This is a genomic window from Streptomyces sp. TG1A-60, assembly GCF_037201975.1.
Taxonomy (GTDB): domain Bacteria; phylum Actinomycetota; class Actinomycetes; order Streptomycetales; family Streptomycetaceae; genus Streptomyces.
In genome coordinates this window covers 3,366,543-3,379,738 of the sequence record NZ_CP147520.1, presented here as the reverse complement: position 1 = coordinate 3,379,738, position 13,196 = coordinate 3,366,543, and the positions used below count along the sequence as shown (strand labels likewise).

Below are 13,196 nucleotides of genomic sequence, written 5' to 3'. Positions count from 1 at the left end.
GGCCCAACCGTCTCACCGCAGCGTGGCCATGAACTTCCCCAGCCGGGCGATCCCCTCGCGCAGATCGTCCGCCGAGGCCGCGTAGGAGAGCCGGACGTGGGTCTCGGCGGTGTGTGTGCCGAAGTCCCGGCCGGGGGTGAGGGCGACGTGTGCCTCCCGCAGGGCCCGTTCGCAGAACTGCCACGAGGTGAGGCCGGTCCCGCGGACGTCGAAGTAGACGTAGAAGGCCCCGTCGGGCGGCACGGGGACCGGCAGCCCGATCCGGGCCAGCCCGTCGAGCACCAGCGCCCGCCGCTCGCCGAACTCGACGCGGCGGGCCTCGCAGACCGCCAGGGACTCGGGAGTGAAGCAGGCCAGGGCGGCGTGCTGGGCTGGGGTGGAGGCGCAGAGGAAGTAGTTCTGGGCGAGGCGTTCGACGGCCGGCACGAGGGGTTCGGGGACGACGCACCAGCCGAGTCGCCAGCCGGTCATGCCGAAGTACTTCGAGAAGCTGTTGATGACGACGGCGTCCGGGTCGTACGACAGCGCGCTCGCCGGCGGCCGGCCCCGCTCGTCGTGGTCGCCGAGGTCGAGGTAGATCTCGTCGACGAGGCGCCATGCGCCGCGTTCACGGGCGAGGTCGCAGAGGGCGGCGAGTTCGTCGGCCGGTACCGAGGTGCCGGTCGGGTTGGAGGGGGTGGCGACCATGACACCGCGCGTCCGGTCCGTCCAGTGCGAGCGCACCGACGCCGCGTCCAGTTGGAAGCGGCTCGCGGCGGTGGTGGGGACGAGGGTGACGTCGGCGCCGAAGCTCTCGACGATCTGCCGGTTGCAGGGGTAGGAGGGGTCGGCGATGAGGACTTCGTCGCCGGGGTCCACGAGGGCGGCGGTGGCCAGCACCAGCGCGGCCGAGGCGCCGGCCGTGACGACGACCCGGGCCGGGTCGACCTCGACGCCGTGCCGTTCGCCGTAGAACCGGGCGATCTCCTCCCGCAGGGCCGGCAGCCCGAGCGCCGCCGTGTACGTCATCGGCCGCCCGTCCATGGCCTCCCGCATCGCGTCCCGCACGGCCGGAGGTGCGCCGAAATCCGGTTCGCCGAGGCTGAGTTTGACGACGTCATGCCCCTGGGCGGCCAGCGCGGCGGCCTGCTTGGCGAACTCCATGGCGTAGAAGGGGGCGACATCCTGGGCACGCCGCGAGATCCGTGCGGCGCTCGCCTTGCTCACATTGCTCATGCCGCTCATGCTGCGGCCCTGAGGGGGGCCGGGGCCAGTGGGGCCGGCGTTCTGACGTGCGGAGGGTAAGGGCGAGGCCCAGGTCGGGCTGGTGGTCGGCGCCACCGTCACCGGTGTCGCCCGCGCCGGGCGCGACCGCATCGTCGACTCCGGCCGCGACGGGCAGCCCTTCACCGTGCACGTCCGGTCCGCCGACGGCCGCGAGGAGCGGCTCACCGCCCGCGCGGTCATCGACGCCTCCGGCACCTGGTCCGCCCCGAGCCCCATGGGCGCCGACGGCCTGCCCGCCCTCGGCGAGGAGACCGCCGCCCCGACCGCCCCCGGCGGCTGCTGAGCCCGCCGCCGCTGCGAGTAACCTTGGCCGTACAGCCGTCTTCGCACGGCTGTACGGCAGTGGGGCCTGCCCGTACCCAACCGTGACCGTCCGACGGTCGCCAACGGTCCCTACCTGACCTTCCCCGCGCGCGCCCGCACGCGGTCCGAACCGCTCAGGTAGGAGCCTGAACGCCGTGCACTTCGATGACCAGCCCGACCACCACCCGGCACACCGCTCGGAGCCCGCCGACCCGCCCACCGGCCGCCAGGCCGAACCGGTCGACCCGGACACCGCCGTCGACCCGTGGCCCCCACAGCGAGATCCCGGCCCACGCCGCCGCCAGGCCGAGATCCTCGGGGCCATCGCGGCGGGCGGGGTGATCGGCGCCTGCGCCCGCTACGGCGCCACCCTCCTGTGGCCCACCGCGCCCGGCACGTTCCCGTGGACCACGTTCTGGATCAATGTCACCGGCTGCGCCGCCATGGGCCTCCTCATGGTGCTGATCACCGAACGGACCACCGCCCACCCCCTCGTGCGGCCCTTCCTCAGCACCGGCCTCCTCGGCGGCTACACCACCTTCTCCACGTACGCCGTCGACGCCCAGCACCTGATCGACGACGGACAGGCCGGCACCGCGCTGCTGTACCTAGCCGCCACCCTGGCCGCCGCCCTCCTCGCGGTCTGGGCCACGGCCGCGCTCACCCGGCTGGTGGCCCCGCCCCGCCCCGCCCGCGACGGAGGCCGCGCGTGAACTGGCTGATGGTCATCGCCGGCGCCCTCGTCGGCGCCCCGCTGCGCTACCTGACCGACCGGGCCGTCCAGGCCCGCCACTACACCGTCTTCCCCTGGGGCACCTTCACCGTGAACGTCGCCGCCTGCGTCCTGCTCGGCTTCCTCACGGGCGCCACCACCGCGACGACCGTGCCCGCGGCCGTCCAGCACCTCATCGGCCTCGGTCTGTGCGCGACGCTCAGTACCTACTCGACCTTCTCCTTCGAGACAATGCGCCTGACCGAGACCGGCGCCGGACTCCTCGCCGCCACCAACGCGATCGCGAGCGTCGTCGCCGGCCTGACCGCCGCCTTCCTCGGCACCGCCCTGGCCCACGCGACGCTCACCTGAACGAACCGCTACCCCTGACCCCGCGTTCACACGACGAAGGCGGGGCCCGAAGACCCCGCCCGATCCGTGTGAGACTCAGACCACGCCCCGGGTCACGGCCACACCAAGCAGTACGGCTGATGCCCCGCCTCGTGCAGCCGATGGCTGAAGTCCTGCCACTCGTGCAGCGATTGGTGACGGGAGGGGGCTGACCTGCGGTTTCGCAGGGAGATGTGCGTTGACCTGGGAAAACTCCTCTCGGTAGTTCTCACGGGTCAACGCCGTTTCCCAGGCTCATGTGCCCTGGATGTGCCCTCGCGGCCTCTCACCAGAGGGCGCCTTGCTCGGCTGACGGACGGGTAGTGGGCGGTGTCGTCGCCAGGCTCACTCGCGTCTTGGCGTTGATGGCACGAGGTTCCGTCGTCACGGCGCCCGCCTCACGCAGCTGCCGGATGGCCTCGATCACTTGGGCGGGCCGGTAGACGGTTTCCAAGAGGGCGTATCGCTTGAGCTCGGGGATGGTTCGCCCGCCGGGCGTTTCGGAGATGAAGTCGTGCAGGATCCGTCGCAGCGGAGCCGTATCCGGTTCGAATACGAGATCAAGCATCTGCTGTTGGGTGTCCCTGGGGTCGCGGTAGCGGACGCCATACGAAGGGTCCACCTTCCACATGGCGTCCTTCATCTTCTCCAGCCCCAGTTCGTGCTGGGTGCCGAAAATCAGGTAGAGCATCCTGCCGCCCTCGTCGACCATCTCGAAGTACAGCGTGTGCGTGAAGCCTGCCTGGCGCAGCGTGTTCCGGTACTGCTCGCGCAGGAAGGTGAACTTGCGTGAGGGAGACTGCTGGAAGACGCCTTGCCACTCCTGGCTGCCGAAGGCTTCGTCGCCGAGCTGGCGGTGGCCGTCGTGCTTCTCGGCAAACCGGGTGAGGAAGCTGGGTTCGAAGGTCACCATCACTTCGGTGCTGGGATGGCGCCCCAGCTCCTGGAGGAGCGAGAAGGGGATGTCGGGTCCGCCGAAGCTGTCCAACAGGACGAAGAGAGGCTTCCCCAATGCGCCGATGCTCCGCAGCCTCTGCAGGAGAGCCGGGTGGAAATCTCCGTGACGTATGTCGACCGCTATTCGTCTGGTGATGTCGTCCGTTTGCCGGGAGCGGGCGAGCTCTATCTGGTGCTGTAACTCTTTGACGCGCCGGGCGTCCTCCTCCATGAGGATCACGCGCATACGTTTCGGGAACCTGTTCAGAGCCTCGGCGAAGACTTCGTAAGCGATGACCGGGGAGCCGGGCTCGCCCTGCTTGTAGACGCCGGCACCCGCGAAGCCTTCGGCGTAACTGATCACGTCGAGCCGTGACAGCAGAATCGGCGCCCAGGCTTCCAAATACCGCTTCAATAAGTCATGTTTGGCCGCCGTATGCGGATCGCGTTCCCACACGGCATCCTTCGGTACGGCCACGATCGGTCCCCCTGCTCCCGTCGGTCCCGCTGGGGAGAGGGTCACACACCGTTGCCATATGTCACCAGAGTGCGTACGGCGTCTGTTGGGCTTTGGCCGTTAATGGGCTGCGACAGGCAGTCTGGGTGGCATCTCATCCCAGGTCGCTCCATCGAGTTCGCGGCCCCCTGACTTCGGGCTGCGGCCACCCCATTGCTTGAAGAAGAAGGGCACTCCGGCGTCGTTGCAGGCGTCGCGGATGTCCACCAGCCACTCCTCCTCCACGGGCCGATGGTGGGGCCCGGACTCCCCGCCGGCAATAACCCAGCCGATGCCGCCCAGGTGCAGACCGGTAAGTGGACCGAGCAGCGGCTCGCAGGACAGGAAGCGCACGGCTGCGGGAACTTGTCGAAGGTCGTCGACACGATCCAGGTGCTCTGCATCTTCGACGGAGACGCCCATCCACAGGTTGGAGGGCCAGTCGAGTTCGCCGGCCACACGTCGCAGCCTGCGGGCTCTCTTGGTCAGTAGCTGGTAGGTGTGCTGGGGAGTCTCGGCGATCACCTGGAAGACCTGCCGGACGAAGTCCAGGGGGACCTTGGCGTGGAAGAGGTCGCTCATGGAGTTGACGAAGACCATCCGTGGGGCCCTCCACTGGCGGGGAATGGCCAGTGCGTCAGGGTGAGGGGTGAGGCCGAAGCCCGGGCCGGATGTCCTGGGATCCCCGTCAGCCTGGTACTTGGCAACGCCCATGGCCTTGAGACGCCTGGATAACGTCAAGGCGTAGCAGTTGTCACACCCGGGGGAGATCCGGTCGCATCCTGTGGTGGGATTCCAGGTCGCCTCGGTCCACTCGATTGTGCTGCGATCGCCCATGGGTCCCCTCCCGTAGTGGGTGGACACTGGTCATCAGCGCTTTCCCACCCGGCGCTTCGACTGCGCTGCCTAACGAGCGACGTGCCGAACTGACACGCGATCGCCCCCATCCTTCACGTCGAACAGGTGTTCTGTGAAGGGGGTGTTGGGATCGCAAGCCGATGGGTGCCGTTCCAACGTCGGCCTGCGATTGTGCTCGCTACCCGGATCGGAAGCCTCGGTAGCGACTGCACGCCTCGTAGGTGTAGCTGGCTCAGGCGCTCGTCGACGGTGCCCATCTTCCCCCTTCCCTGCTCCCTTTCCCTGCTGTTCCGATACCGGGACGCTTCCGTGGGGGGGGGAGTACAACCTTCCGCCATAGCCGGTCGTCTCACCCGATATCAGCGCTACCGCAGCGTTGTGGGAACAAGGGGGACGGCATGCGACGAATCGGAGCAGTGGTTCTGACGCTCGCGCTCGCGGGCACCGCGATCGGGACGGCGGCGGCCACCGCGAGTGCCGCGCCCGGCGGTGCCGCGCGTACCGCGGCGGCCTGCCCGACGGGCTGGGGCAGCCTCGTCAAGGGAAGCCCCGACAGCGGAGCCGCGCCCCTGTCGGACATCAGGACGGGACGGCACGACTGCTTCGACCGCATCGTGTTCGACGTGCCAGACGGCGGCGCCCACGTCGGCTACTACGTCCAGTACGTCGACCGGCTCCACCAGGTCGGCTCCGGCGACCCCATACCCGTGAAGGGCGGGGCCGTCCTGGAGATACGGGTCGCCGCGCCGAGCTACGACCCCGAGACGGGCGGGGTTGTCTACCCGGGCGACGTGGCCGGACCGCTGCCCGGTGTGAACCTCACCGGCTACCGCACCTTCCGTGACACCCGCTTCGCCGGCAGCTTCGAGGGCGAGACCCAGATCGGCGTCGGCGTCCGCGCCCGGCTGCCGTTCCGGGTGCTTCAGCTCTCCGACCGGCTCGTGGTGGACGTGGCCCACAGCTGGACGTAGGCGGCGGGGGCACCACCCCCTCCCGTACGGCCGCCACGGCCTCCCGCACCTCCGGGTGCGGGAGGCCGGCGATTCGTGGTCTGCCACCACCGGCTCCGCCACCACTTCCTCCGCCTGCCACCGGACGGAAGCGGCTTGCAGGGTCCGCACGGTGGAGAGATCGAATGAAGGTGTGGACGGCGGGGCGGACTCGACTCTGCTGGACGTGTTGCTCGTCGCGGCGCGGGAGACCCCCGACCAGCATGTGGAGGTGCGGGGGCCGCAGCTGGGGCGCGGGTACCACCGGGCGCCCGAGGCGAGCGCGGCGGCGTTCGGGGCCGACGGCTGGCTGCGCACGGGCGACCTGGGGTTCCTGCGGGGCGGGCGGTTGTGCGTCACCGGGCGCCACAAGGACGTCGTGTTCGTCAACGGCCGTACGTTCCACGCGTCCGACCTGGAGGAGACGGTCGCCGTGACGCCGGGGCTGCCGCCGGGCGCCGTGGCCGTCGTGGGGTCCACCGATCCGGACGGCGAGGGCGAGCGGGTCGTCGCGTTCGTGCGGTGGGCCCGGCCCGAACGGTCCGCCGCGGCGCCGGTGCTCCGCGCCGCCGCCGGCCGGCGGCGGGAGGTCCTCGGGCACGACGACGTACGGGTGCTGCCGTTGCCGCCGGGGACGTTCACGCGGACGACCAGCGGGAAGCTGCGGCGGGGGGTGCTGCGGGAGAGGTTCGAGGCCGGGAAGTGCGCGGCGGTGGAGGGGCGTTGATCCACCACCGGCACGGGGGAGGCGGCCGGCATGTCGGGGGTGGTCGGCACGTCGGCTGCGGTCGACCCCGCTGCGGAGGACGGGGGCAAGGCCGAGGGCGGGAGACGGTGGCGCGTTCCCCGTTCACTGCGGGAGGCCCGCGAGGCCGTGCGGGCGGTGTGGGCGCGGGTGCTGGACGTGCCCGTGTCCCGAGGTGGGGCCGCGGGGGCGGTTCTTCGACGCTGGCCCGCTTCCGTATCCACGGCGGCCTGGACCCGGGCCTGTTCCAACGGGCCGTCGACGTCCTCATGGCCCGGCACCCCATGCTCCGCACGGTCTTCCCGTCCGGCGCGCGCCCAGCCATGCAGCAGGAACTCCCCGTCTCGCTACGGCTTCCCGTCCGAACGGAGACCCTCGCCCACCCCGGCCCGCTGGAGTAACGGACGGTCGGCATCCTGCAACGCCTTGATGCCACCCTCGGGTTCATGAACTGGGTCCCGGTGCTCCACGCCGATCTCGACGACCCCGAGTGGCGCTCTTCGTCGACCGGCAGCCGAAGGGGCCGCTGCCGAAGTGGAATAACACCTACCGGCGGAGTCCCCTTTCTCACTTTTCAAGGATTCTGCACAGAATCTCCCAGAAGTCACTCACGTACCCGTACGGTGCGTCTGTCAACGACCGGAAGGGAACGGAACGGTGGGTAGATCCATCCGCTTTTCGGCGGCATCTTTCGCTGGTGGGGCAGCTTTGGTCGCCTCGTCACTGGCCATGGGCGCTCCGACAGCCGCCGCCGAAGGCATACCGTCACTGCCGGCCGTCGCAGCAGAAGACAGCCGCGGCGAAGTCCAGAGCCTGACGACCGACGAGCGCCTGACTCTCCAAGCAGAAATCGACGCAACCATCGCCGAGACCAACAATGGGGCGGCGCAGGTCAGTGCGAATGAAATCTCCTGGAACGACGGCGAAGTGATCATGGCGCTGCCTCTCCCTGGAGAAGCAGCCGCCCCGGCGCCCACCGAGGCTGCTCTCGCACTCGACGGCGTATCCGAGGCCGAAGTGGAAGATGTGCAGGCAGAGGCGGCAAACTGGAACGGGTGCCCAGCCGGCGCGAACGACAACCGCTGGTATTGCTTCTACCAGTACGCGGGATTCGAAGGCCGTCGAGTTCAGTGGAACCACGCCCATTGCTCTTCCGGCATCAACTTCGCGGATTACGGGTTCAACAACAAGACCACAGGAGTCGTCAACACGACGAAAAACATCGACTTCTGGGGAATGAATCTAACCTTGTACCACGACTGGTTCACAGGCAATGCACTCCGAGTGCCTCCGTACACCAAGATCTCACAGCTGGACTCATTCCACGACAACAAGTTCAGCAGCTTCACGGCCTGCCGCAGGTAGGGCGCGGCCTGACAGCCGAGCCATGGGGGGCAAGCGCTCCACGTCGCTTGCTGAAGCTCCTCCCCGGCGTGTGCGGTGCCAGTCGGCTCGCACACGCCGGTGATCACCCGTCGTCACGGCCCAGAACCATGGACTCCAGAGTTTGAACACGGCTGCTGAGCTCCTGCAGTCTCGCGGTCAAATCGGCCACCTGGGCGGCGAGTCCGGCGTCCGTCGATTCCCGACTCGGGGTTCCATGACCGACATCGATGAAGTAGGTCTCCTGGTAGTCGTCGTGCAGTTGCAGCAATTCCTCGTCTCTGAGTCGCCTGATTGCCGCCCGAACCTCGTTCTCCGACAGACCGTACAACCTCTCCACGACGGCGATTTCCGGAAAGATCATCCCGCGCAGATACCGGCGCTGTTCGACGCCGCGCCTGACGTCTCCCATCAGCCGTTCCGCAGGGTGCTCTTGATCGGCCGGATGAGGTCCCGGAAGGGAGAGGGTGTCCAAGACGGATGGACGAGCGCGTTTCCTCTCGGGCATTCTCAGGACCTTTCGTCCGTGGTGGATACTGTCCGGCGCTTCAATGTCTCGGTCACTGCCAGTGTGGCCGGCACCCGGACGTTCAGGCTGAGCGGACTACCGAAAAGGGCCTCCTCGCTTCCCATCGGGTAACCGGTTGTGGGATCGAAGAAAACGGAAGTCCGCATGGTGCTGCCCTTCCAGACCTCTTCCTGAGTCACCGCCACCACCTTGCTTCCTTTCCAGGTGGTGGTGGTCGAGACCCGCAGGCCCGGAGCGTCCGCCAGTACTCTCAGGGCCGCTGCCCGAAGCCCCGGAGCTATGGGGCCGGATCGCGACGCGTAGGTGAGCATGTCCGATACTCCGGAAATGATCAGCCCTCCTTCCCAGTTCACCGTCTCAAGCTGCCGCGACAACCCATCAGGGTTCTGCGCGAAGGGCTCGATCTCCTGCCAGGGGGATCCACCAGGGAACTGGCCAGGCCCGTATTCGGCGTCGTCGATCTTCTTCCCCGATACGAGCCCGGCTTCCCGCGCCTCTCTCTCCTGGTCCGGGTTGGGGAAGATCGGATCCCCGTATGTGCTGAGCTTCCGTCCGCCGCCTTGCCTGTCGACCCAGGACTCGGTCACGGTCGGCACCGCCGCATTGGCGACCCCACCTGGTACATCACCTGCCGTATTCAGCCACCAGCCCCATGTCTTGGAGTACTGATAGCTTCCGCCGGAGTGCTCTTCGGGCAGAACCTCCACCCGCTTGGCCATGTCCCGGAGATACTTCTCGGGAGTCTCCGGCACGGGCGACAAGAAGAGCACCGGAGGTGTGACCGCCACCGCCGACGCTCCGCCCCCTTCCCCCGGCCACGGCAGCCCACCGTTCAGTACGACAACCGATGCGCCTGCCAGGACCGCCGCGGCGCCCAGCACACTCCTGCGTCCCGGGCCGCGCCGTGCCCGTACGGAGCGCTGCCGGGCGGCTGAGCTTCGGAGCAGGGCGAGTTCCCGCTCCGCCCTCTCGGTCAGGCCCGCACCGTCCGCTTGGTCGCTGGCGGGGTCGTCGTCTCGAGGCAGCAGCGCCCTCACTGCCTCCACGTCTCGGCTCATCTGCTTCTCCCCTCCGATGTCAAAGGCTGCTTCCGCACCGACGCCGGGCCCGCGTGGGCCAGCACACGCTCCAAACGCACTCGGGCACGGTGCAGTTGGACGGCGAACGTCGCACGGCTGCGCCCCATGACCTTGGCGGCGTCACCCACATCAAGACCGTCCCACGACACCAACAGCAGAACCTCACGGTCGGTCGCCGACAACCTGGCCAGAGCGCTCGCCGCGCCGAGGCGATCGAGGGCGGCGTCCTCGGCCGATGCCTCCGTACCTTCGGTCGTCGAAATCTCCAGACGTTTCCCCAGCGCCTCGAACCGACCGATGGCACGTCGGTGGTTCGCAGCGACCTTTCGGGCGATTCCGTAGAGCCATGGCAACGGTGGCCCATGCCTGTCTCCCCAGCGGCGCCAGGCCACGGTGAACACCTCGGCAGCAGCATCCTCGGCGTCGCCTGAGGGCAGCCTCCGTCTGAGGAACCGCAGCACGGGTCTGTAGGCGGCCCGGTAGACCACTTCGAAGGTGTCCCATTCGCCTTCGTCCACGCTCCCACCCACCCCACCCTCTACCGGCCACAAGCGTCCTCCACCTCGTCTGTGTCCGGTAGCGCCCGCGCATTACAGTCTCGTTCGCTCGTTCGCCGTGCTTCTCCCGCTGTTCCGGACCAGATCCGTCGCCAGGTCGGTCTTCCTCTGCTGTTCCCTTGGCCGACTGCCCTGGCGGCTCGGCACCTTTCTCCACTGGGCCTACGGGGCCGACCTGCTGCGGATCTCCGGCACGGCGTACCAGTTCCGCCACCAGGAGGTATCAAACTGGCTCGGGTGCGGCTCCTCTGGAGGGACCAACACACCCTTCCGTACCTGCTGCTTCACAATTGCTAGCTGATCGTTCCGGGCTTCTGGGAGCCGCACGATCCGACCTGCGGCTCTCCCAGTCGTGATCTCCGCGCCCATGATCCCGGTCACCTGCGAGGACGCCTCGGCAGCCGATGACGGCGCGAGTGATCAAACTGACGAACTCCCAGGTCATGGTGTCCCGCCAAAGGAGCCGCACCCAACGACCTTGACGCCTTGAAGGTCCGAACTGAGGACGACAAGGCGGCTTGGGCTGATTGGCCACCACAGGCTGGAGCCGGTAGTCGTGGAGGCGTAGTCCTACCCGGCCTCGGGCGACAGCTGGACACCTTCCGGGCGGTGCTGTGCTACCTACCCCTTGGCAAGGACATACGCGAGTGTCGCCGCCCGCTCTGCCATCCGCCGCTTCCACGGGATCTCGTCTTCCTCGGCGATCTCTTGCCACAGTGCCGCGGTGGCCGCGCCGAACGCCGCGAGGGCTTCCGGTTCGGCGTCCCGCCATGACGGGAAGCGGCCCGCGAAGGCGACCGCCTCCGCCACCGGGTGGCCGGAGTCCATGAGTCTCAGTGTCAGGGCGCCTGGGTCGATCCATGCTGCACCTCGCGTCGGCCACGCCCAATCGACGAGCCGGGCCTGTTTGCCGACGATCAGTACGTTATCCCTGGCGAAGTCGGTGTGCAGGAGGATGTCACCGCTGAAGTACTGCAACGTCCCCGGCGGGGCGTAGTCCGCCCACCGGTCGACAGCGTCCTTGATTTCGATGTCGGCCGGGGCCGTGACGGCTTGTAGTTCGGTGAGGGCGGCTTCCACGAGCGGCAGGTCGGGTGAGCCGGGCGCGTAGTCGGCGTGGCGGCCGTCGACCACCTCGTAGCCAAGAAGGCTCCAGCCATCGAGCTCCAGATGCCAGTACAGGCGTGGGCAGGACGCCGGAAGATGCGGGGAAATCGCCGCCTCGCGGCGCTGCGCACCGACCTGGGGGTGGTCGGTCGGGATGCCCTTCACGAAGACCCTGCCGCTTTCGGTCTCTAGGACGGAGGCGACGCCGGAGTTCATGCCGGCCGGCGCGGTGGCTGCCTGATGGACGGCGCCGCTCTTGTCGGCGATGGCTCGGCGGACGTCGGCGGGTAGCTGTTCGAAGGGGATGCGGGACATGGACACGCGCGGTTCCTCAAGGGTGCTCGGGTACGGGGAATGCCGCCCCGGCCAGGGTAAGGCCGGGGCGGCACTGAGGGGGTGGAACGAGCGGGCGGCACGGGCGCCGCCCGTGATGGATCTAGTACGGCTGGTCATCCCCAGCAGAGCAGCTGCACTCGGCGCCCTCGGCAGCCTCGTCCAGGTCGGCGATGATCTGGAACTCGTCGTCCTTGATCGACGCGGCGATCAGCGGCACCGGCAGGGCGCTGGTCGGGTTGTCCGCCGGACGTCGGCCGATGGTGAGCATGACCGGTTCGCGAGGCGGGGTCAGGAGTGCGGTGGGCGGAGTCATGATCCGTAACCTCCATGTTGGCAGTAGAGCTCTCGTCGGTCCCCCGCCTCCTGGTAGAGCCTGGCCAGCGGTCGGCACGTGCGGCACGTGCCGACCTTCGTGCAGCTGGAGCATCCACCGGTGCGGAGCTGTAGGGACTCGGCGACCGCGCCGAGTCGGGGAGGGCTTCGACGCCCTCAGTGATGAGGTTCACACTTGGGTCGCGGCCGACCTTGCAGATCGACGCGATGCCGTGCGGGTTGACGTGGAAGAACGTGTGGCCGGCGTTGCAGCCGGTGAAGATGCTCCGGGCCTTGAGATGCCCCAGTGCCTGCGTCGCCAGGGGGTTCGCCTCGCCGTCGATCGTGGGCGACATGTTCGTGAAGACCTGATGCGGGAAGCCGTACGACTTCGCGAGGCACACCATCGCGTCTGTCTCGTGCGCGTTGCCGTCCGAGACGATCACGTTCAGGCGGACCGGCAACCTGTCCTCGCGGGCGGCGTCCAGGCCCATCAGGAACCGGCCGAACGCCCCGCGGTTCCGCGTCACCTTGTCGTACGTCTCGGCGGTGGCTCCGTAGACGCTCAGGGTCAGTCGGTACGGCCGGTGGCGGGCGAACAGGTCCCGGATCGGCTGCTTCCGCAGCGAGGAGCCGTTGGACGAGACCTGGACCATCATCCCGAGCTGGTGGGCGTACTCGTACGCCGCGCCGAACTCGCGGTCGATCAGCGCCTCACCGCCGGTGATCTGCAACCACAAGACACCGGCGTCCCTCAGCGTCTGCAGCAGCGCCTGCTTACCGGCCCAGTCCAGGCCCTCGAACCGCTTCTCCCCGAGATAGCAGAACTCGCAGTCGTAGTCACAGCCGAGGTTGATCTCCCATGATGCCTTGCCGTACCCGTACCGGGACCGCTCGCGGACGAGGACGACATCGCCGACCGGCGACGCGGGCAACTCGGTCCCCCACGCTTCCCGCGCCGCGTCGGCCAGCCAGTCCGGGACGGATCGGCCTTCCGCGCCCGCGGCCCACAGCTCCTCGTAGCGGACCTCCGGGATGCGCACGCCGGCCGCCCGGCCGGGCTGGACGAGGAGGTACTGGGCGAGAAACGGGCTGGCCACGAGCTGCGGAGCTGCTTTCCGCCTCGGCCTCTTGGCGCTGGTGTTCGTCTCGATCATGGGACCTCCACGAGGTGGGTGCGAGGGGTTGGTCCGGCCTG

Annotated in this window: 13 protein-coding genes and 2 pseudogenes; 7 read left to right on the top strand and 8 right to left on the bottom strand. The window is 68.6% G+C overall.

The features are described 5' to 3' along the window. Nucleotides 1–12: 12 nt before the first annotated feature. Entirely contained in the window at nt 13–1,215 is a 1,203-nt protein-coding gene (locus WBG99_RS14245; protein WP_338896671.1) for a pyridoxal phosphate-dependent aminotransferase, read from the bottom strand. 97 nt (nt 1,216–1,312) lie between these two features. Between WBG99_RS14245 and WBG99_RS14240 the strand changes: the two are divergent. From WBG99_RS14240 to WBG99_RS14230, 3 genes and pseudogenes are all read left to right on the top strand, one after another. Continuing rightward, nucleotides 1,313–1,525: pseudogene (locus tag WBG99_RS14240) on the top strand (flavoprotein); the annotation flags it as partial. A gap of 199 nt (nt 1,526–1,724) precedes the next feature. Continuing rightward, complete coding sequence (gene crcB, locus WBG99_RS14235) at nt 1,725–2,282, top strand: fluoride efflux transporter CrcB (RefSeq protein ID WP_338896670.1); 558 nt, start codon at nt 1,725–1,727, stop codon at nt 2,280–2,282. After that, the gene (locus WBG99_RS14230) at nt 2,279–2,653 is read left to right on the top strand and encodes a CrcB family protein (protein ID WP_338896669.1); all 375 of its coding nucleotides are present in this window, start codon (nt 2,279–2,281) and stop codon (nt 2,651–2,653) included. Before crcB ends, WBG99_RS14230 begins: the two co-directional genes overlap by 4 nt. A 304-nt stretch (nt 2,654–2,957) precedes the next feature. On the opposite strand, the gene WBG99_RS14225 is transcribed toward WBG99_RS14230, so the two are convergent. Together WBG99_RS14225 and WBG99_RS14220 are read right to left on the bottom strand one after the other, a co-directional pair. Continuing rightward, complete coding sequence (locus WBG99_RS14225) at nt 2,958–4,085, bottom strand: three-Cys-motif partner protein TcmP (protein ID WP_338896668.1); 1,128 nt, start codon at nt 4,083–4,085, stop codon at nt 2,958–2,960. 99 nt (nt 4,086–4,184) lie between these two features. Then, nucleotides 4,185–4,940, bottom strand: coding sequence for a phage Gp37/Gp68 family protein (locus WBG99_RS14220; RefSeq protein ID WP_338896667.1), 756 nt, complete (start codon nt 4,938–4,940; stop codon nt 4,185–4,187). 419 nt (nt 4,941–5,359) lie between these two features. On the opposite strand from WBG99_RS14220, the gene WBG99_RS14215 reads away from it, so the two are divergent. The 4 genes and pseudogenes from WBG99_RS14215 to WBG99_RS14200 all read left to right on the top strand — a co-directional run bounded on the left by WBG99_RS14215 (nt 5,360) and on the right by WBG99_RS14200 (nt 8,060). Beyond that, nucleotides 5,360–5,932, top strand: coding sequence for a hypothetical protein (locus WBG99_RS14215; RefSeq protein ID WP_338896666.1), 573 nt, complete (start codon nt 5,360–5,362; stop codon nt 5,930–5,932). A gap of 241 nt (nt 5,933–6,173) precedes the next feature. After that, nucleotides 6,174–6,851 (top strand): annotated as a pseudogene (locus tag WBG99_RS14210) (hypothetical protein); the annotation flags it as partial. Beyond that, nucleotides 6,836–7,096, top strand: coding sequence for a hypothetical protein (locus WBG99_RS14205; protein ID WP_338900594.1), 261 nt, complete (start codon nt 6,836–6,838; stop codon nt 7,094–7,096). The pseudogene WBG99_RS14210 and the gene WBG99_RS14205, both read left to right, overlap by 16 nt. A gap of 256 nt (nt 7,097–7,352) precedes the next feature. After that, the gene (locus WBG99_RS14200) at nt 7,353–8,060 is read left to right on the top strand and encodes a hypothetical protein (protein ID WP_338896665.1); all 708 of its coding nucleotides are present in this window, start codon (nt 7,353–7,355) and stop codon (nt 8,058–8,060) included. A 103-nt stretch (nt 8,061–8,163) separates the two neighbouring features. Here WBG99_RS14200 and WBG99_RS14195 read toward each other — a convergent pair whose 3' ends face one another. The 5 genes from WBG99_RS14195 to WBG99_RS14175 all read right to left on the bottom strand — a co-directional run bounded on the left by WBG99_RS14195 (nt 8,164) and on the right by WBG99_RS14175 (nt 13,155). After that, the gene (locus WBG99_RS14195) at nt 8,164–8,490 is read right to left on the bottom strand and encodes a hypothetical protein (protein WP_338896663.1); all 327 of its coding nucleotides are present in this window, start codon (nt 8,488–8,490) and stop codon (nt 8,164–8,166) included. A gap of 98 nt (nt 8,491–8,588) precedes the next feature. After that, nucleotides 8,589–9,665 carry a hypothetical protein gene (locus tag WBG99_RS14190; protein WP_338896662.1) on the bottom strand — a complete coding sequence of 359 codons (1,077 nt, stop codon included), beginning with the start codon at nt 9,663–9,665 and terminating at the stop codon, nt 8,589–8,591. Continuing rightward, entirely contained in the window at nt 9,662–10,204 is a 543-nt protein-coding gene (locus tag WBG99_RS14185) for a sigma-70 family RNA polymerase sigma factor (protein WP_338896661.1), read from the bottom strand. The genes WBG99_RS14190 and WBG99_RS14185 overlap by 4 nt, the downstream gene beginning before the upstream one ends. A 660-nt stretch (nt 10,205–10,864) precedes the next feature. Continuing rightward, on the bottom strand, nt 10,865–11,665 hold the full coding sequence (locus tag WBG99_RS14180; protein ID WP_338900339.1) for an aminoglycoside phosphotransferase: 801 nt from the start codon (nt 11,663–11,665) through the stop codon (nt 10,865–10,867). A gap of 134 nt (nt 11,666–11,799) precedes the next feature. After that, a complete protein-coding gene (locus tag WBG99_RS14175) occupies nt 11,800–13,155 on the bottom strand; it encodes a radical SAM protein (protein WP_338896660.1) in 1,356 nt (451 codons plus the stop codon). Between the last annotated feature and the right edge of the window lie 41 nt (nt 13,156–13,196).